The organism is Rossellomorea sp. QJM3NY_18, assembly GCF_056173145.1.
Window position 1 is genome coordinate 1,433,992 of record NZ_CM149659.1, and the last position, 18,471, is coordinate 1,452,462.

Annotated in this window: 15 protein-coding genes; 8 read left to right on the plus strand and 7 right to left on the minus strand. The window is 44.5% G+C overall.

What is annotated here, in order from left to right; all coding sequences use genetic code 11:
* The first annotated feature begins 15 nt into the window (after nucleotides 1–15).
* From addB to AC0VXY_RS07420, 3 genes are all read left to right on the plus strand, one after another.
* Nucleotides 16–3,498, plus strand: coding sequence for a helicase-exonuclease AddAB subunit AddB (addB, locus tag AC0VXY_RS07410; RefSeq protein ID WP_475527429.1), 3,483 nt, complete (start codon nucleotides 16–18; stop codon nucleotides 3,496–3,498).
* Nucleotides 3,491–7,249 (plus strand): helicase-exonuclease AddAB subunit AddA, encoded by a 3,759-nt coding sequence (gene addA / locus AC0VXY_RS07415; RefSeq protein WP_475527430.1) that lies wholly within the window; start codon nucleotides 3,491–3,493, stop codon nucleotides 7,247–7,249. Before addB ends, addA begins: the two co-directional genes overlap by 8 nt.
* Before the next feature lie 416 nt (nucleotides 7,250–7,665).
* A complete protein-coding gene (locus AC0VXY_RS07420) occupies nucleotides 7,666–7,968 on the plus strand; it encodes an HNH endonuclease (RefSeq protein WP_475527431.1) in 303 nt (100 codons plus the stop codon).
* Between the two features lie 46 nt (nucleotides 7,969–8,014).
* On the opposite strand, the gene AC0VXY_RS07425 is transcribed toward AC0VXY_RS07420, so the two are convergent.
* The 6 genes from AC0VXY_RS07425 to AC0VXY_RS07450 all read right to left on the minus strand — a co-directional run bounded on the left by AC0VXY_RS07425 (nucleotide 8,015) and on the right by AC0VXY_RS07450 (nucleotide 9,997).
* The gene (locus tag AC0VXY_RS07425) at nucleotides 8,015–8,233 is read right to left on the minus strand and encodes a spore germination protein (RefSeq protein ID WP_034763373.1); all 219 of its coding nucleotides are present in this window, start codon (nucleotides 8,231–8,233) and stop codon (nucleotides 8,015–8,017) included.
* Nucleotides 8,234–8,311: 78 nt separating this feature from the next.
* Entirely contained in the window at nucleotides 8,312–8,719 is a 408-nt protein-coding gene (locus tag AC0VXY_RS07430) for a spore germination protein GerPE (RefSeq protein ID WP_435991961.1), read from the minus strand.
* A gap of 3 nt (nucleotides 8,720–8,722) precedes the next feature.
* Nucleotides 8,723–8,902, minus strand: a complete 180-nt coding sequence (locus tag AC0VXY_RS07435; protein ID WP_034763377.1) for a hypothetical protein — start codon at nucleotides 8,900–8,902, stop codon at nucleotides 8,723–8,725.
* Nucleotides 8,877–9,506 carry a spore germination protein GerPC gene (gene gerPC / locus AC0VXY_RS07440; protein WP_435991958.1) on the minus strand — a complete coding sequence of 210 codons (630 nt, stop codon included), beginning with the start codon at nucleotides 9,504–9,506 and terminating at the stop codon, nucleotides 8,877–8,879. The genes AC0VXY_RS07435 and gerPC overlap by 26 nt, the downstream gene beginning before the upstream one ends.
* 31 nt (nucleotides 9,507–9,537) lie before the next feature.
* Nucleotides 9,538–9,762, minus strand: coding sequence for a spore germination protein GerPB (locus tag AC0VXY_RS07445; RefSeq protein ID WP_435991956.1), 225 nt, complete (start codon nucleotides 9,760–9,762; stop codon nucleotides 9,538–9,540).
* A gap of 13 nt (nucleotides 9,763–9,775) precedes the next feature.
* On the minus strand, nucleotides 9,776–9,997 hold the full coding sequence (locus AC0VXY_RS07450; RefSeq protein ID WP_224520486.1) for a spore germination protein: 222 nt from the start codon (nucleotides 9,995–9,997) through the stop codon (nucleotides 9,776–9,778).
* A gap of 130 nt (nucleotides 9,998–10,127) precedes the next feature.
* Between AC0VXY_RS07450 and AC0VXY_RS07455 the strand changes: the two genes are divergently transcribed.
* The 4 genes from AC0VXY_RS07455 (at nucleotide 10,128) to AC0VXY_RS07470 (ending at nucleotide 15,724) form a co-directional block, all read left to right on the plus strand.
* The gene (locus AC0VXY_RS07455) at nucleotides 10,128–11,315 is read left to right on the plus strand and encodes a DUF418 domain-containing protein (protein ID WP_475527432.1); all 1,188 of its coding nucleotides are present in this window, start codon (nucleotides 10,128–10,130) and stop codon (nucleotides 11,313–11,315) included.
* 24 nt (nucleotides 11,316–11,339) lie between these two features.
* Nucleotides 11,340–12,209, plus strand: coding sequence for a fumarylacetoacetate hydrolase family protein (locus AC0VXY_RS07460; RefSeq protein ID WP_475527433.1), 870 nt, complete (start codon nucleotides 11,340–11,342; stop codon nucleotides 12,207–12,209).
* A gap of 72 nt (nucleotides 12,210–12,281) precedes the next feature.
* Nucleotides 12,282–12,653: a YisL family protein gene (locus tag AC0VXY_RS07465; protein WP_435991950.1), complete on the plus strand. Its 372-nt coding sequence runs from the start codon at nucleotides 12,282–12,284 to the stop codon at nucleotides 12,651–12,653.
* Nucleotides 12,654–12,811: 158 nt separating this feature from the next.
* Nucleotides 12,812–15,724: a bifunctional diguanylate cyclase/phosphodiesterase gene (locus AC0VXY_RS07470; protein WP_475527434.1), complete on the plus strand. Its 2,913-nt coding sequence runs from the start codon at nucleotides 12,812–12,814 to the stop codon at nucleotides 15,722–15,724.
* Nucleotides 15,725–15,789: 65 nt separating this feature from the next.
* On the opposite strand, the gene AC0VXY_RS07475 is transcribed toward AC0VXY_RS07470, so the two are convergent.
* Nucleotides 15,790–16,353 (minus strand): DUF2777 family protein, encoded by a 564-nt coding sequence (locus AC0VXY_RS07475; RefSeq protein ID WP_435991946.1) that lies wholly within the window; start codon nucleotides 16,351–16,353, stop codon nucleotides 15,790–15,792.
* 156 nt (nucleotides 16,354–16,509) lie between these two features.
* Between AC0VXY_RS07475 and asnB the strand changes: the two genes are divergently transcribed.
* A complete protein-coding gene (gene asnB, locus AC0VXY_RS07480; protein ID WP_475527435.1) occupies nucleotides 16,510–18,357 on the plus strand; it encodes an asparagine synthase (glutamine-hydrolyzing) in 1,848 nt (615 codons plus the stop codon).
* Nucleotides 18,358–18,471 lie beyond the last annotated feature (114 nt).

Sequence of the window (18,471 nt, forward strand, 5' to 3'; positions counted from 1 at the left end):
AAAAGGAGTGAGAGGATGTCTGTACGTTTTATTCTCGGACGCTCCGGTACGGGGAAAACCTATCGCATATTGGATGAGATGAAGAAGAGTTTGTTGGAATCACCTAATGGAGACCCAATCATCTATATCGTACCGGATCAAATGTCCTTTATATCTGAATACGAGCTCGTAAACACACCGGGATTGAATGGTATGATCCGCGGACAGGTGTTCAGCTTCACACGTCTTGCGTGGAAGATCCTCCAGGAAACGGGTGGAATGAGCCGTTATCATTTATCTGATGTCGGATTAAATATGATGATCCGGAAGATCATAGACGAAAACAAGGAGAATCTCCATATTTTCACCAAGGCATCGGACAAGCCTGGGTTCATTCACCATGTGGAAGCGATTGTAAAGGAATTCAAACGCTATTGCATAACGCCCGCGGACCTGCAGGGATTCAAGGGAGACAGTGATCGCTCCAAGGTATTGAAGGATAAGCTTCATGACCTTGAACTGATTTATGAGAAATTTGAGGAAAAGCTTTTCGGAAAGTACATTGATTCGGAAGATTATTTTCAATTGCTGGCTGATCATGTGGAAAATTCCGATCTTCTTAAAGAGGCAGAGATCTACATAGACGGCTTTCATAGTTTCACTCCTCAGGAATATCTCATTATCGATCAGCTCATACAACATACGAAAAAAGTGACGGTTGCCCTTACAACGGATCCTGAGCAGCCAATCGACGCCATGAACGAGTTAAGCCTGTATCGGATGACAAACGAAACCTTCCATACCCTTCAGGATATATGCAGGGAGGCAGGGGAATCGGTGAATGAAGAGATACTCACTAAACCGATTCGCTACCAGAGTGAAACGCTGCTTCATTTAGAGCGTCATTTCGAAGAGCGGCCAACGATACCCTATGAGGGAGGAAGGGACACCATTGAATTCCTCGAAGCGTCCAATCGTCGTGCTGAGGTTGAAGGAATCGCAAGGGAGATCAGAAAGCTTGCCCGTGAAGAAGAGTACCGCTACAAGGATATCGCCGTATTGGTTCGGAACAGCCAGGATTATCGTGATAAGGTCGAAACGATTTTCCAGGATTATGCGATTCCCTTTTTCCTTGATCAGAAGCGGACGATGCTGAATCACCCTCTCATCGAGCTCATTCGTTCCACCCTTGAGATCATGAACACCAACTGGAGATATGAGCCGGTCTTCCGGGCGGTGAAAACAGACCTTTTATTTCCTTATCAGAAAAATCCTGCCGATTTGCGTGAAAAGATGGACCGGTTGGAGAACTATGTGCTTGCTTATGGTATAAAGGGAGACCGATGGACGAAGAAAGACCGTTGGAAATACCGTCGCTTCAGGGGTCTTGAACATGTGGACGCACCTCAGACCGATCGGGAGAGGGAGCTTGAGCACGAGATCAATGAATTGCGGTTATTTATCTCCGCACCGATCATCCGTCTTGGAAAACGATTAAAGAAGCGCGCCACGGGACGCGAATACTGTGAGGCCCTATATCTTTATTTGGAAGAGTTGGATATACCGGCAAAGCTTGAACGAATGCGCATTGAAGCAGAGGAGAAAGGGAATTTGATCGCAGCAAGGGAACATGACCAGGCGTGGTCGGCAGTGATGGATCTTCTTGATCAATATGTAGAGATGCTTGGTGATGAAGAAACGACCATGAAGAAATTCTCATCCATCCTTGAGGCAGGGATTGAAACGATGGAATTCTCGTTAGTCCCTCCTGCCATTGATCAGGTCATTATTGCAGACCTCGAGAAATCCAGGCTTGGCGACATCAAAGCCGCATTCATCATTGGAGTGAATGATGGGATTCTCCCTGCGAAAATGAATGAAGACGGCGTCCTGTCCGATGAAGATCGTGAGTCATTGATCACAAGGGGATTCAAGATCGCCCCGAGTAATAGGACGAAGCTGTTGGATGAAGAGTTTGTGGCGTATAAAGCGTTCACGACTCCGGCAGAACGCCTTTTCATCAGCTATCCCATCGCCAATGAAGAAGGAAAGGCGCTCTTGCCTTCCTCGTTTATTAAGAGATTGAATGAAATGTTCCCGGATGCACCTACAAAGCTTCTCATCAATGAACCGTCGGAACTATCTGAAGAAGATCAGCTTCATTACGTCTGTCATCCGAATGTGACGATTTCCCATCTGACGTCGCAGCTTCAGTTAAAGAAGAGGGAGTATCCGATCCATGACTTCTGGTGGGATGTGTACAATTTTTATACTGCGTCCAATGAATGGAAATGGCATGCCGGGCATATCCTGTCGAGCCTTTTTTATGAAAATCGCGGAAATCAACTGTCAGAGGATACGAGCAAAGATTTGTACGGGGATCATATCCTAGCGAGTGTTTCCCGGATGGAGCTCTTTCATAGCTGCCCATTTTCACATTTTGCCAGTCACGGACTGAAGCTCAGAGAACGGGATTTCTTCAAATTAGAGGCACCGGATATCGGTGAAATGTTCCACTCGGCATTAAAATGGATATCAGAAGAAGTGGAGCGACATGGACTGACATGGGCATCACTCTCGAAATCCCAGTGTTTGCAGTTGGCGAAAGAAGCGGTTCTGATGCTCGCACCGAAGCTGCAGCATCAGATCCTACTAAGCTCGAACCGGCATTATTATATCGCTCAGAAGCTTGAGCAAATCATAGGCAGGGCAAGCCTCATTCTAAGTGAACATGCAAAGGCAAGCGGGTTTGTGCCTGTCGGGGTGGAACTTGGATTCGGTCCTCATGCGACCCTGCCGCCGTTCCAGTTCCAATTGAGAAATGGGACGAAGATGGAGCTACAGGGAAGGATTGACCGGGTGGACAAGGCGGAGGATGCAAACGGGGTGTATCTCAGAATAGTCGATTACAAATCAAGCGCCAGGGATTTGGATATGACGGAAGTCTATTACGGATTGGCCCTGCAAATGCTGACATATTTGGACATTGTGTTAACCAATTCGAAACAGTTCGTCGGAAAGGAAGCGAAGCCTGCCGGTGTCCTCTATTTCCATGTTCACAACCCGATGATTAACAGCAAGAAGATCCTGACTATGGATCAAATCGAGAAAGAAATTTTCAAGAGCTTTAAGATGAAGGGGCTCGTCCTTGGGGATTCTGACATTGTCAGATTAATGGATCAGACGCTGGATACGGGTAATTCTGATATCATTTCAGCAGGGATCAAGAAGGATGGTACTTTATCTTCCCGTTCGAAGGCGGCTTCAGGTGAAGACTTCCATTATATGCGTCAACATGTCAGAAAGCTCTATGAAGCCTCCGGGAACCGGATCATCTCAGGAGAGACGGATATAGCTCCATATAAGCTGAAGGACCGGACTCCGTGTCAATTTTGTTCGTTCCGTTCGGTCTGTCAATTTGACCAGTCTTTGGAAGAAAACGAGTACAGAGTGCTGCCGACAGCGAAACCGGAAGATTTATTACGGAAAGTGAGAGAGGAGGCAGAATCAAATGAATAATGATAGTATTCCAGTCAAGCCGGATCATGTTACATGGACGGATGATCAGTGGAAGGCGATCTGGGCAAAAGGGCAGGATATCCTTGTCGCTGCAGCGGCAGGGTCGGGTAAGACAGCTGTCCTGGTAGAGAGGATCATTCAGAAAATCCTCTCAGAAGAAGACAGGATGGATGTGGATGAATTATTGGTTGTTACCTTTACAAATGCTTCAGCGGCTGAAATGAGACATAGGATTGGCGTTGCGCTGGAGAAGGCAATCGATGAGGATCCCCATTCCCGTCATTTAAGGAAGCAGCTCAGTTTACTGAACCGGGCGTCCATTTCGACCCTGCACTCCTTTTGCCTCGAAGTGATACGAAAATACTATTATCTCATTGATATCGATCCTGGATTCAGGATCGCAGATGAGACAGAAGGAGACCTGCTTCGGGATGAGGTCCTTGACGAACTTTTTGAAGAGGAGTACGGCAAAGAAGATAATCAGGACTTCTTTAGGCTCGTCGATACATTTACGAACGACCGAAGTGACGGGGCCCTGCAGGATATGATCAGGAAGCTGTATGATTTTTCTCGCTCCCATCCGAACCCCGATGAGTGGTTGAGAAGGCTCGAGGTTCTGTATGAGGTGGAAGAGGGGAAGGAAATAGATCAACTCTCCTTTATAGAGCCTCTTCTGACAGACATCCGATTACAGCTTCATGGTGCAAAAAGCTTATTTCAGCGCGCACTGGATCTTACCCGTGTGCCTGGGGGGCCTGGTCCGAGAGCGGAGAATTTCTTAAGCGATATCGAGATCGTCGAGAGCCTTGAGGCAAGTCTCACCGATTCCTGGAACACTTTATACGAAACGATTCAAACCCTGCCCTTTACGAAGCTGAAAGCCTGCAGGGGGGACGATTATAATAAAGAAATAGTGGATGAAGCGAAGAAACTCCGGGATCAAGGAAAGAAAACATTGGAAAAGCTTCAGGAGGATTTCTTTTCAAGAAGACCCGGTTCATTCCTTGAAGATATGCGGAGGATGAAGGACGTGATCCACACCCTGGCGGAAGTGGTGGTCGAATTCGGTAAACGTTTCAGGGTAGTGAAAGAAGAAAAGGGACTCGTCGATTTTGCCGATTTGGAACATTTTTGTCTCGACATTTTAAGGGACCATTCATCTGTTGCATTGGTTCCTTCAGAAGCAGCGAATCTTTACAAGAATAAGTTCAAAGAAGTACTGGTGGATGAATACCAGGATACGAATATGGTTCAGGAATCCATTCTCCGTCTCATAACGGAGGAACGTGAAGAAGTTGGAAACCGGTTCATGGTGGGGGATGTTAAGCAATCCATCTACCGCTTCCGATTGGCGGAACCGAATCTGTTTTTAGGAAAGTATACCCGTTTTCTCCCGGAGAGAGGGGAAGCCGGATTGAAAATCGATCTTTCCCAAAACTTCCGAAGCCGGAAAGAAGTGTTAGAAGGGACGAACTTTTTATTCAAACAGATTATGGGTCCATCTGTTGGTGAAATGGAATACAACAGGGAAGCCGAACTTGTAAAAGGTGCTCCGTATCCTGAAGAAACGGAGTATCCGATTGAAGTGGCCATCATCGATCAGGAAACGGAGGAATCCTCTGCCGGTGGTGATGAAGAGGCGCTGTCCATCTTTGACGAAGGAGATATCGAGAAATCGGTCCTTGAAGCCCGTTATATGGCAAACAAAGTGAAAAAGATGATCGAAGAGCGGACACCGGTCTATGATGCCAAAACGAAATCCGAGCGTCCGATACAATACCGTGACGTCGTGATCCTGCTTCGCTCCATGCCTTGGGCGGCAGAAATCATGGAAGAATTCAAGCGGCAGGGGATACCGATTTATGCAAATTTATCTACAGGATATTTCGAGGCGACCGAGATTGCCATCATGCTTTCCCTGCTGAAAGTGATCGATAATCCGTACCAGGATATCCCCCTTGCGTCCGTTCTGAGGTCTCCGATTGTCGGACTCGATGAGCAGGGTCTTGCCAGTATCCGGATCCATTCAAGGGCAGGGACGTATTACGAAGCGTTGAAGACATTTGCCGGTGAGAAGCCGGGCAATCCCCGTGAAGAAGAAACATTCGAAAAGGTCAAAGTGTTCCTTTATCACCTCGGGAACTGGCGGACGAAGGCAAGGCAGGGCTCGGTGACAGAATTGATCTGGCAACTGTACCGGGACACCCGTTTCTATGATTATGTAGGAGGGATGGCCGGAGGGAAGCAGCGTCAGGCTAATCTTAGGGCCCTCTATGACCGTGCCCGGCAATACGAAGAAACTTCCTTCAGGGGATTATTCCGGTTCCTGCGATTCATTGACAGGATGAGGGAACGGGGAGATGACCTGGGAGTGGCGAGAGCCCTGAGTGAACAGGAAGACGTGGTCCGGTTAATGACCATCCATTCCAGTAAAGGCCTTGAGTTCCCTGTCGTATTTGTCGCCGGTACCTCTAAACAATTCAATCTGATGGATCTGAATGCAGCATACTTATTGGATAAAGACCTTGGATTGGCCGTGAAATATACCGATGCAGCTAAACGAATCAGCTACCCGTCCCTTCCACAATTGGCGTTCAAGCGGAAGAAGCGGATGGAGGCGATCTCGGAGGAAATGCGGGTGCTGTATGTGGCATTGACCCGGGCCAAGGAGAAGTTATATCTGGTGGGTACCGTGAAAAGCGTGGAGAAATCGCTGAAGAAATGGCGAGGGGCTTTAAGTCAGACCGAGTGGTTATTATCTGATTATGACCGGGCCGCGGCGAGTTCTTATCTTGATTGGATAGGTCCGTCCCTCATGCGTCACCCTCAGTGTGGACAGCTTGGCGCGTCAGGAGTTGGCTTGATTAATGAAGAGATTCTCACGCATCCTTCCTGCTTTCATATCAAGACGATTCATAAATCTGAGTTGGTTGCGGACGAGGATGAGGAAATGAGTGAAGAAAAAACGTGGCAGGAGAAAGTGAAAAATGGGGAAGTGGTGGATATTGTGTCTTCCCAACATGAAGAGGTGTTACAACGATTATCGTGGAAATACCCTCATATTCGCGCTACAAACCTCCGTTCAAAGCAATCGGTCTCAGAGCTGAAACGAATGGTTGAAATAAGGGATGAAGCCTCAAGTATCGATATACTGAGGCAGCACCATAAACCTGTGTATAATCGACCTCAATTTATGCAATCGGAAGAACTGTCCCCTGCAGAAAAGGGAACAGCTATGCATACAGTCATGCAGCATATTTCATTTGAAGATGGTGTGCCGACAGAGGAAAAAGTTGAAGATCTTTTATCGGAGCTGGTTCGTAAAGAAATCCTGACGGAAGAACAGAAAGAAGCAGTGTCAGTCGAACACATCGCAGGCTTCTTCGATAGTGGACTTGGTAAGAGGATGGTAAATGCCCGGAATATAGAGCGGGAAATTCCCTTCAGTATGAGCGTTCCCCTTAGTGAAATATCAGAAACGGGTGAAGAAGCACCTGAAGAAACCATTCTTGTTCAAGGGGTCATCGACTGTGTATTCAGGGATGAGTCGGGAATCGTCCTGGTGGATTACAAGACAGACGGTATCCATGACCGCTATCAGGGCGGATTCACTGAAGCCAGGCCCGTCCTTGAAGAGAGGTATAAAGTACAACTCGAATTATACACCCGGGCATTGGAATCCATATGGAAAGAACCAGTCTCAGAAAAGTACCTGTATTTCTTTGATGGAGGGCATGTGTTGGAGCTATAAAAGGAAACACTTCGGAGCATTGGCTTCGAAGTGTTTTGTTAAAAGAATATCTGAACGATCATTCGAAACCTGCAGTCTGTATATGTATAACATTCTGGTGAAATGGTACTTTTATAATTATTGCTAAAGCACATCCAGTGTATAAAGCAGGATCTAGCTATTGATTGGAGTGCAAGACGAAGACTCCTACGGGAAAAGTGGAATAGGTAAGACCCCGCAGGAACGTTAGTGACGAGGAGGCTTGCCTTCCGCCCGAGGAAAGCGAAGTCTTGCACGGAAATCAATAGCGGTGTAATAAGTAATCCTAACTTTTATTGTTCGTCTTTAGAGGAAATGGATTTAGTTATGTCCCAGCCCATTTTTTTTGCTGCCGCAGGGAATACCTATACTAATCACTTATTGAGGAATGGTGAAAGATGAGTAAAAGAGCGATTGGTGCATGTGAATTATGTGCCAGGAGAAATGTAGAAATCACGATTCATCACCTCACACCCAAGGAGGTGGGGGGAACATTCCTCCCCACGGCGCGACTATGCATTCCATGTCATAAGCAGATTCATTCCCTTTACACTAATGATGAGCTTGGATCAAGATTGAACTCAATTGAGGAGTTAAGAAAAGATGAGAAGATTCGTGCATTCATAAAATGGATCCGCAAGCAGCCGTGTACCAAATTAATTAAAACGAAGAAAAGTCACGAGCGAAGAGAGAAGAGATAGTCGATATAAAAAAACCAAAAAGCCTGTTGGTGGGCTTTTTGGTTTTTTAGTTATTTCCGGTTATTGGCTGGTCTACGACATTACAATCAAAGGTCGTATTAACACTGAAGACATTGTAGCTCAGTTGAAATGGACCAGTATTGAAGCCACCGGAACCGCTGAATGTCTTGGAAGCGGACTTAGGCGAAATAATACCTGTATCTCCAAACTGTACACTTCCTCCACCAACATTAAGAATAGCGACAGGACCTACTAAAGCGGGCATATACAACATCCTCTTCAATAATATCTATACAGTTAACCTATGTGAAATAGAATAGAATGTTCATGTTCCTATAGGCTTTTAGTCCGGCTGGTCTATGGTTTCGGAATTTTCCAGATCTTCATGCTTTTTAGACTCAAGCTGACGGATGTGTTTCACTCTTGCTTCCATAGCGGCATTCGACGTATTTCCAATATGAACAATGGAAGAAAATGCCGTAGCCTTGACAAATACTTGATCCACTTTGATCGGACAAAGATTTAGTCGGCTGACCCTCACTGTGGGATCAACCGGAGGTTTAGTAAGTGGTCCCTGAAAAACGCTGGAATCGAAGCTTCCTTCACTCGTCAAGAAAAATTCCTTCTCTCGTTGCACAGCGTAGGCAAATGATACGGCGTTTATGTTTTGGGAATCGCCTATTTGATAGAGAGAGCTAAAGGATAACGTAATGCCGTCTAATTTATTAACAATCGAATATCGCTTGAACATCTATCATCCTTTCGGTGTCAGTGGGACGAATGGACCGACGATCAATGACTCTGGCGGTGTATCGAATGCAGAAGTAAGCTGAATGATATCAGCATCCCCGATCAGAACAAGGGAGGAGCTCGCTACCCCCGCAATATCGATACTGCCGACTGACAATTCACGGTTGATTACTTGGAGGTTCATTGTGATTCATCCCTTCCATATTTTCCGGCATCTGGGACATAAAGGAGAAGAGTGCCGTTTGAATATCTTGTTTGATTTTTGAAATGATTTTTCTTTCCCATTCCCCTTCTGATTGTTTGGATTCGACATGAGGTATGTTTTCCAGGTAGAAATCGATTCGTTGTGGCATCTGATTTAGCAGATCCTGTTGTACCATTTCATAATAAGAAGGGTCGAGGGATCGCTGGAATTGCATTTCATTGTCATGGATGAGGGTAGGCAATTCGTTTTGAATGTAAGCATGTATCTCTTTCGTTATTCTTTCTTTGTAAGGGGTCAGATCTTTAATTGATTCGACATTCACATTCTGATCAACGGCTAAGTCCTCTATCGTATCCTTTAAATTACTTGGGTTAAGGCCGATATTCAAAGTGCCATCCAGGGACTCGACTTTCAGCTGATCGAACTTATACTCAATTCTTTCTACGTTGATCTTAGGGTTATCCTTGATGGCCGTCAATTCCTGAGAAAGCTCATCTACTTTTTGTTCTAACGCGACAATTCTCGTATTCAACATCTCGATATACTGATACAGTTGTTGGGGTGTCATATAGTAATTAGTCATTCTGCCACCTCTTTTCTTGTCGCGGACTCTTTTAAGGCCTTTGAAGAGGAACTAAGGGTGATGCTGATGGTCCTATTGAAACACTCCCGTTTTTTTCTGCTTCAGGGGCAGGCTCTGTAAAACCACCGGTATTATACAGGTAATCATTTGTGTTTATTTGCCCACATGTACCAATCTGCAATATGGAAGAATTGGACATTCCCCCGATTTTAATGAATTGAATCTGTATGGATTGTTGAACATAATAATTCGTCATTTTCGCATCACACTCATAGGGTAAAGTTTATTCCTTGATCCATTCCATCATCGTCCACCGTGTAGGTCAAGGAGCTTTCGTTATAGACGGAGATCCCTCTCCCTGTAATAAATGAACCTGCACCGGCAAAGGTTTTGGCTGTTGATATCGGGCTGATGTTAAATACATCCCCGATGTGAAAAACGGCACTGGAACCGACGTTTATGACTTGTGCAATTCCTACAATTGCAGGCATTTCGACTCACACCTTTAAGACAAAGTTAATTATTGTTATTCTATGTTAAGAACATGAATAGGTGATAATCGCCTAAATTCCCGTTTCGGGTTAGAATAGAAACAAGATTAATGATTTCGGAGGAAGATGAATGAACACCTTATCGCCAATTGAACAGTCAGAACGTATTGTAAGTCTCGATGTGATCAGAGGATTCTCTTTGCTCGGCATCTTTATCATCAACATGATTTCCTTCCATTCACCATTTCTGTACTTTGATCCGTATACCTGGTGGAAAACACCTGAAGATATGGCATTATTTCCTTGGATCGATGTATTGGTCCAAGCAAGCTTTTATCCGTTATTCGCCATGATGTTTGGATACGGGTTAGGGATTCAACAACAAAGGGCAGAAATGAAAGGGACATCCTTTTACCTGTTTGGGGTAAGAAGACTTCTTACTTTATTGGGAATCGGCTGTATTCATGCCTTCCTGATCTGGTCAGGGGATATCCTGATAAATTACGCCGTATTCGGTCTGATTCTTCTTGGTTTCATGCGGCTTTCCGGGAAGGGCCTGATGTGGCTCGGGGGTATATTATTCCTGATGCCGCAAATGTTTTTCAGTATTTTACTAGTATTGATGACCTTTTCTGATCCGACAGGCGTGACGCACTATACGAATATTGCCGCATTGCAGGATTCGGTCTCAGCCTATGCCTCGGGCAGCTTCAGCAGTATCATGGAACAACGCTTTCAGGACTGGTATATGGTGAACTCACCTGACAATCTTTTATTCTTGTTACTTTCGATTCTTCCTATGATGATGATCGGGGCAGGCGCAAGTAAACTGCAACTGTTGGAAAAGGTCAGAAACCATAAGAAGGTTTGGATGATAACAGGTGGATTTACGTTACTCTTTGGAATCATCATTAAATCATTGCCACTATTCATCGAGTCCAATTTCGCTTACAACTATATACAGGACTTTTTCGGAGGTCCGTTCTTATCAGTATCTTATGCAATAATCCTTTCATTATTATTGTTGAATGAAAAAATGATGAAATGGAGCAAGCCATTCGCTTCAGTAGGGAAGATGTCTCTCTCGAATTACCTGATGCAATCCATCATCGGCACACTTCTCTTCTATTCTTATGGATTTGGACTCTACGGAGAAGTAACCTTAACAACGGGGACGATGCTTGCAGTGGGGATTTATATCATACAGGTGATTCTATCTGAAATCTGGTTATCCAAGTTTCGATATGGGCCAGTTGAAAAGCTTTGGCGAGTGTTGAGTTATGGGAGAAGCAATGTTGTTAAAAAGGAAGAAGTATAATACTGGAAAAGGGGATGGGTAAGGATGAAATTCGTTAGTTTTACAGTTGAGGGAAAAGAACTGTATGGGGTGAAAATAGACGGAAGGATCCTTGATTTAGCGGGGGTGGATGATTTACCAGGGGATTTACTTCAGGGAATTGAAGCCGGAGAAGGTTTTCTTGAAAGTGTAGAAGCAGTTCTTAGGGAGAAGGGGGGAGCTCTGCCATCTTTCGCAGAGGATGAAGTGAAATGGCTTTCCCCGATTCCCAAAGTGAAGAGAAACATCATATGTGTAGGAAAGAACTATCGTGAACATGCCATTGAAATGGGTGGTGTACAGGATATCCCGAAGAATATCATGATTTTCACGAAAGCAACCCATACGGTCATCGGTCATGGAGAAACGGTGCTTCATCATGATGACATAACGGAAGAACTCGATTATGAAGGAGAACTGGCCGTGATCATCGGAAAGAAAGGGAGAGGGATTTCTCCGGAAGAAGCGATGGACCATGTATTTGGTTATGCGATTCTGAATGATATCACAGCCCGGGACCTTCAAAAAAAGCATGGCCAATTTTTCCTCGGGAAAAGTCTGGATACAACATGTCCGATGGGTCCGTTCCTTGTGACAAAGGATGAAGTGGATGACCCTCAGAACCTCTCCATCACCACGAAGGTCAATGGTGAAATCCGCCAGTCTTCCAATACGGGACAAATGATTTTCTCCATTCCGACGATTATTTCCACCATCTCTAAAGGAATGACGCTGTTGCCGGGGGATGTCATTGCGACAGGGACACCTTCTGGAGTGGGGAAAGGTTACAAGCCTCCACGCTTTTTGAGAAAGGGTGATATGGTGGAAATCGAAATAGAAGGATTGGGAATTTTGACAAATCCGTTACAGGATTAGTTAAAATTTCTGTTGATGTACAGACTGTGGTAATATTATGAGCGTAAACTATCTACCTTTAGGAGGTTCAATATGTTTGATAATACACATGCCCATATTACAACGTGGGTCGTTGCCATCATTCTTTTCTTTGTAGCGGTCGGTTTACATAACGCAGGGAAGAAAAAAGGCATGAAAGTTGTACATATGATCTTACGATTATTTTACTTGCTCATTATTTTAACCGGTGCCCTGTTATTCTGGAAGCATCAGGGAATTAATCCGGCCCTTTACGGCATTAAAGGATTGGTGGGAATAGGGGTGATCGGGATGTTTGAGATGATCCTGATCCGCATGAATAAAGGAAAAAGCACAAATGTATTGTGGATTATCATGGTTATCGCCTTGCTCATTGTTCTGTATTTGGGACTGCGTTTACCACTTGGTCTTCATCCATTTGCATAAGGTGAAAAAGTCTGCTCATTTATGGAGCGGGCTTTTTTATTTAGCTCTTTTCCTCAGATTAAGGAATCAGGTGCTGCCACTTTCATATAAATGGATATCCAAATCTGTCGAATTGTGGTATTTTGATAGAAACGATGTCTTTCAAGTAGGTGTAGAAAATGGTTAAGTCCTTTCAATTCATATATAAAGATGAACAATCCTTAAACCAATTTATTCAAGAGAACGGTATAGATCAATATCCCTCCCTCCTGATCCAGGCATTTGTCGGCGATTCCCCGGTAGCGGTTATAGAAGGTTTGCAAAGTCACATAAACCGCATATTACCCCATGGCACCCTCATTGGCTGCAACTCGACCGGTCAAGTGATTAAAGAGGCGATTGTTTCAGAAATCGTCTTATCATTTACGATATTTGAAACAACTACGATAGAATCCCTTTTACAAGAAAAGTCAGGTACAAGTAAGCAACTTGGTAAACAATTGTACGAAGCTGTGGGGAAATCTGACACCAAAGCCTTCATTATTTTTGCGAGCCATTTACAGCTGGGAATCCAGGAATTCATGGAAGGTGTATCGGAAAGAGGGGGTGAAGTCGCCATCGTCGGTGGTGTTTCTTCTGATTTGCCTCATAAAAGGCCGGCATACGTATTCACGAACCACGAAATAACGAGTGAAGGCTTTGTAACGGCCTCATTGAGTGGTGAGGAGTTAAAGGTCCATTCTCATAGCGTAGAAGAGTGGCAGGAAGTTGGCCCCGTCTTCAACATCACGAAAGCACGAGGGAATATTTTGGAGGAAATCAATCATGTGAAACCTATCCGTATCCTTGAGACCTATTTAGGGAAGAGATTTGTGGAAGATCTTCCTGACTCATCGATCGAGTTTCCTTTCCTATTGCAAAAAAATAATGATAAAGTGGCGGTCTATATCGTTAATGTGCTGCCAAATGGAAGTGTTGAACTCAGTCAGGAAGTGACGGAAGGTGACACGGTGTCGTTTGGATTTGTTGATGTACAGGATTTAATCCGTTCCACAACAAAGCTTTTGTCTCGATTGAAACGCCATCCGGTAGAAACGCATTTTGTATATAATTGTATAGCCAGAAGAAGGTATGTTCGTGATGTCACGAATCAGGAGCTATCCTATCTAAACCAGGTATCGCCCTTGACCGGTTTCTTCTCTTACGGAGAGTTAGGAATCAGTGGGAGGAAACCAAAGCTGATGGCTCATTCCCTTTCGTATCTTGGATTGTCTGAAGGTATACGTGAACCTATCAGTGATATGAAGATCGATTTCCAATTAACGCCTGAAGCCGATGTGATGATGAGTTTGACCCATTTAATCAATACAGCAGAAAAGGATATAAAAGAATTAACACAAAACATCCAGATCTCTGAGGAGTATTACCGGTCCCTATTTGATAATAATACGGATTTTGTCTACAGTACCGATCTGAATGGCCGATTTAATTCCCTCAACCCTTCTTTTATGAAAACATTTGGATTTACGAGGGAGGAGGTTCTTGGGAAATCCGCCCTCAACTTTATCAGGGAAGAGGATGCGGTGCGGGTAAGAAGGCATTTTTACCGGGCCATGGATGGAAGGGAACAGTATTATGATCTTCCCATTGCATCGAAGAAAGGTGAGGTGAATTTCTTTCAAATCAAGAATATCCCGATTACCGTTGAAGGAAAATGTGTCGGGATCTTCGGGATAGGGCGAAATGTTACGAAAGAGCGTCAATTTGAGAAGAAAATCACGCAACTCGCATATTATGACGGTGAAACCGATCTGCCTAATAAGATGAAATTCAGGGAAATTGTAGACGAGCATATTCAGAGGGCAAAGAAGAAGAAACGGCAGCTGGCGGTTTTATTTCTGGATATGGACCGTTTCAAGATGATTAATGATACGCTTGGTCATTTTGTAGGGGATGTGATCATCAAAGAACTTTCCCAAAGGATTCAAGGCATTCTCCCCAAGGGTGCTTACCTTGGCCGTTTCAGCGGTGACAAATTCACGGTGCTTCTCACCAAAGAGGTGAATGAAGCCACTATTTCAGATATCTCACAGGATATATTGGAAACCGTGCAGGCGCCTTTTTCTTATCAGGGTAAAGAATTCTACATATCCGTCAGCATCGGTGCAGGCATCTATCCCCGGGATGGGGAAAAGACTGCGGACTTGTTGCGAAATGCCGATTCTGCTCTAAATTGGGCCAAATTGAAGGGTGGAAATAACACCGTTTACTTTTCAAGGGATATGGAAGAAGAGATTACGCGGAAAGTGGAGATGGAGGCTCATCTTAGAAGAGCAATCGAGAAACAGGAATTGTTCATCGCTTTTCAACCCATCATTAATATACAGAGTCAAACTCCGATTGGCTGTGAGTCATTGCTCAGATGGCAGCATCCATCCTGGGGGTTGATCCCGCCGAGTGAATTCATTCCCCTGGCAGAAGAAACAGGGCTGATTCATGATATCGGAAAATGGGTCCTGGTCGAATCCTGTATACAGTTAAAAGAGTGGTTGGATCAAGAGGTGGGGGAGTTCTATATTTCTGTGAACGTTTCAGCACGGCAATTCCAGCATCCTACGTTTGTGCGTGATGTGGAAGAAGCGTTGGCAATATCCGGTCTGCCGGCAGAATACTTGTGCTTAGAACTGACGGAAACAATCATGCTGCATGACGCCGCTCATACAATCGATGCCATGAAGTCACTTGCTGATCTAGGGGTGAAGCTTGCGATTGATGATTTCGGCACAGGTTATTCTTCTTTAAGTTATTTGAAGCATCTCCCCCTTCATATACTGAAAATCGATCGTTCGTTTGTACAGAATATGAGCGATCATACACCTGATGTCGCAATCGTTCAATCCATATCCACAATGGGGAAAGGATTGCACATGAAGGTGGTCGCTGAAGGCGTGGAAACCAGCGGACAGCTAGAACTGCTGAAGCAGTTGGGCTGTGATTTTGCACAAGGATTTCTTTTCGAAAGACCCATGTCATTGGAGAAAATGAACACATTTTTAAAGAAACGGCATCTCGTGACAAGCCCGGATCAATAAAAAAAACAAATGCCTGTCGGGTACATTACCTGACAGGCATTTGCATATTTGATCTGGTGATCAGATCAGATATTGAAGCTTTCAATTACAATTCGTCTACCCGTACTTAAAGTGAATTCAAAGCGGTCGCGTTTCTTTTTGTAGTAGGTGAAGTGATGCTGGACTGCACAAACTTCCACACCGTTATCGAAAGTGATGAAGTTCACGCCTTCCTTGATTTTTTGGTTTCCGAGGAATACAAGGTGGTTATGGCAAAAGATACTGTCATAAATCGAATAGCCCAGGTTATTTAAGGCTGTTGTAAACTGATGAAAGGCATCATCAGAAATCTCTTCTAATAAATTCTCCAACGAATACAATATATTCTTCTTTATTTGAATTCGATCGCCATTCTCGATTCTTATTCGCTCATAGGGGGTGACGATGAGACCATCTTCTAAGAGAACGCCAGAAAGCCACTCTCCATCCCTATACACTTTCAGTTCATGATTGAGGTAAAATTCGAGCTCAGACTCTTCCTCGGCGTCGATCTCGAAAAAGAACCATGTATCTTCTTCGAATAAAACAGTGCCTTCGGAAAAAGATCTTTTTTGGGATTTTAAAATGTTTGATCGAAATATGTTGCTCAAGTGAATATCCCTCCTTAACTACATTTCTTGTCATAATTATCATATTTCATTCATGTAAAGAATGATTGAGACAATTAACCATTTCTCTAAAGGGGCATAGAATAATTTATGTGTCAGTGAGCCCAGTTTGTTTGACTTGAAAGTGAGGATGATCATATGTGCGGAATTACAGGTTGGATCCATTATAAACAAGATATGTCCAATGAAAAAGATGTTGTTGAAAAAATGGCGGAAACCCTTTCTAAAAGAGGACCTGACGAAACGAATGTCTGGGTTGACCAGCATGTTGCTTTCGGTCATAAACGATTAATCGTAGTCGACCCGGCAGGAGGAAGGCAGCCTATGAGCCTCCTCCATAACGGACACACTTTCACGATTTGCTATAACGGAGAGCTATATAATACAGAAGATCTGAGACAAGTACTTATAGATAAGGGATATACCTTCAAAGGGCACTCTGATACCGAGGTCCTATTGACTTCTTATATTGAGTGGAGGGAAAAATGTGTCCAGCATCTTAACGGGATTTTCGCCTTTGCCATATGGGACAGTGAGAAGGGGCATGCATTTATAGGCAGGGACAGAATGGGCGTAAAGCCTTTATTTTATTTTGAAAAGGATGACGGGATCCTGTTTGCATCAGAAATCAAGGCTTTACTTGCCCATCCCGATGTTTTGCCACAGGTGGACCTGCAGGGGCTTTCGGAAGTGCTGGGGCTCGGTCCGTCCCGCACACCCGGGAATGGTGTGTTCAAAGGGGTGAAGGAACTGCGTCCCGCCCATAGCATGATCTTCTCCAAGGAAGGCTTGAACATATGGAGATACTGGAATGTGAAAAGTAAGAAGCATACGGATTCGTTCATCGAAACGGTCTCGAAAGTCCGTTTTCTGCTTACAGATGCCATAGAGAGGCAGCTTGTTTCCGATGTACCATTGTGCGCATTCTTATCGGGAGGACTCGATTCAAGTGCGATTACGGCAGTGGCAGCAAATTCATATAAAGAAGAGGGAAAAGGGAAACTTCATACGTACTCCATAGACTATGAAGAAAATGATCAATACTTTAAAGAGAATGATTTCCAACCGAACTCCGATGCCCCTTGGATTGAAAAGATGACAGCTGAATTCGACACGATCCATCACCAATGTGAAATCAGTCAACAAGAGTTAAAGGACTATCTGATTGAAGCGGTCCATGTAAGGGACCTTCCGGGAATGGCCGATGTGGATTCATCTCTCTTATGGTTCTGCAGGGAAATCAAAGAGGAGTTTACCGTGGGACTGTCGGGTGAATGCGCAGATGAAATCTTCGGAGGGTATCCTTGGTTTCACCGGGCGGAGGATTTTAACCGCAGGGGATTCCCATGGATGCGTTCCACTGCAGAACGACAGGGTCTTCTGAAAGAAGAGTGGAGTAAGAAATTGAACCTCGAGGCATATGTCCTGGAGCAGTATGACCGCACGGTTGCGGAAACCCCGTTGTTGGATGGGGAAAATGAAGTGGAGACCAAGAGGAGACAATTATTCTATTTAAACTTACTATGGTTCATGACGACTTTACTGGATAGAAAAGACCGCATGAGTATGGGAGCGAGCCTTGAAGTCCGCGTCCCGTTTGCCGACCATAGACTTGTAGAGTATGTGTGGAACATCCCTTGGGAGATGAAAATGCACGATGGAAGGGAAAAGGGCATCCTGAGGAAAGCACTTGAAGGCGTACTTCCCCATGAAGTCCTATATCGAAAGAAAAGCCCATACCCGAAAACCCATCACCCGGAGTATACAAAATTGGTCAGTGGCTGGCTCAATGAAATCCTGGAAGACAAATCAAGCATTCTCTATGAATTATTTGACGAAGAGAAACTGAAGGAAATCGTCGCAAGCGGAGGAGCAGCCTTTGAAGTCCCCTGGTACGGCCAACTCATGACCGGTCCCCAACTACTTGCCCACCTTGCCCAAATCCATGTGTGGTTCAAGGATTATAATATTGAAATTGTGGAGTAAAGCAATGGAGGAAAGGGACTAAGAATTTAGAGACAGGTACAAACATAGAATGAAAGTATGAATGATTGAAATGGAGGCATAGTAAAAGGATAAAATCCTTTACTATGCCTCCTA

Bases quoted from the DNA above. Each gene is read 5' to 3' on its own strand.
- AC0VXY_RS07450 (WP_224520486.1), bottom strand. From the start codon at position 9,997: ATGCCTGCAATTGTAGGAATTGCACAAGTCATAAACGTCGGTTCCAGT.
- gerPC (WP_435991958.1), bottom strand. From the start codon at position 9,506: ATGACTAATTACTATATGACACCCCAACAACTGTATCAGTATATCGAG.
- AC0VXY_RS07425 (WP_034763373.1), bottom strand. From the start codon at position 8,233: ATGCCCGCTTTAGTAGGTCCTGTCGCTATTCTTAATGTTGGTGGAGGA.
- AC0VXY_RS07455 (WP_475527432.1), top strand. From the start codon at position 10,128: ATGAACACCTTATCGCCAATTGAACAGTCAGAACGTATTGTAAGTCTC.
- AC0VXY_RS07465 (WP_435991950.1), top strand. From the start codon at position 12,282: ATGTTTGATAATACACATGCCCATATTACAACGTGGGTCGTTGCCATC.
- addB (WP_475527429.1), top strand. From the start codon at position 16: ATGTCTGTACGTTTTATTCTCGGACGCTCCGGTACGGGGAAAACCTAT.
- asnB (WP_475527435.1), top strand. From the start codon at position 16,510: ATGTGCGGAATTACAGGTTGGATCCATTATAAACAAGATATGTCCAAT.
- AC0VXY_RS07470 (WP_475527434.1), top strand. From the start codon at position 12,812: ATGGTTAAGTCCTTTCAATTCATATATAAAGATGAACAATCCTTAAAC.
- AC0VXY_RS07420 (WP_475527431.1), top strand. From the start codon at position 7,666: ATGAGTAAAAGAGCGATTGGTGCATGTGAATTATGTGCCAGGAGAAAT.
- AC0VXY_RS07435 (WP_034763377.1), bottom strand. From the start codon at position 8,902: ATGAACCTCCAAGTAATCAACCGTGAATTGTCAGTCGGCAGTATCGAT.
- AC0VXY_RS07430 (WP_435991961.1), bottom strand. From the start codon at position 8,719: ATGTTCAAGCGATATTCGATTGTTAATAAATTAGACGGCATTACGTTA.
- AC0VXY_RS07445 (WP_435991956.1), bottom strand. From the start codon at position 9,762: ATGACGAATTATTATGTTCAACAATCCATACAGATTCAATTCATTAAA.
- AC0VXY_RS07460 (WP_475527433.1), top strand. From the start codon at position 11,340: ATGAAATTCGTTAGTTTTACAGTTGAGGGAAAAGAACTGTATGGGGTG.
- addA (WP_475527430.1), top strand. From the start codon at position 3,491: ATGAATAATGATAGTATTCCAGTCAAGCCGGATCATGTTACATGGACG.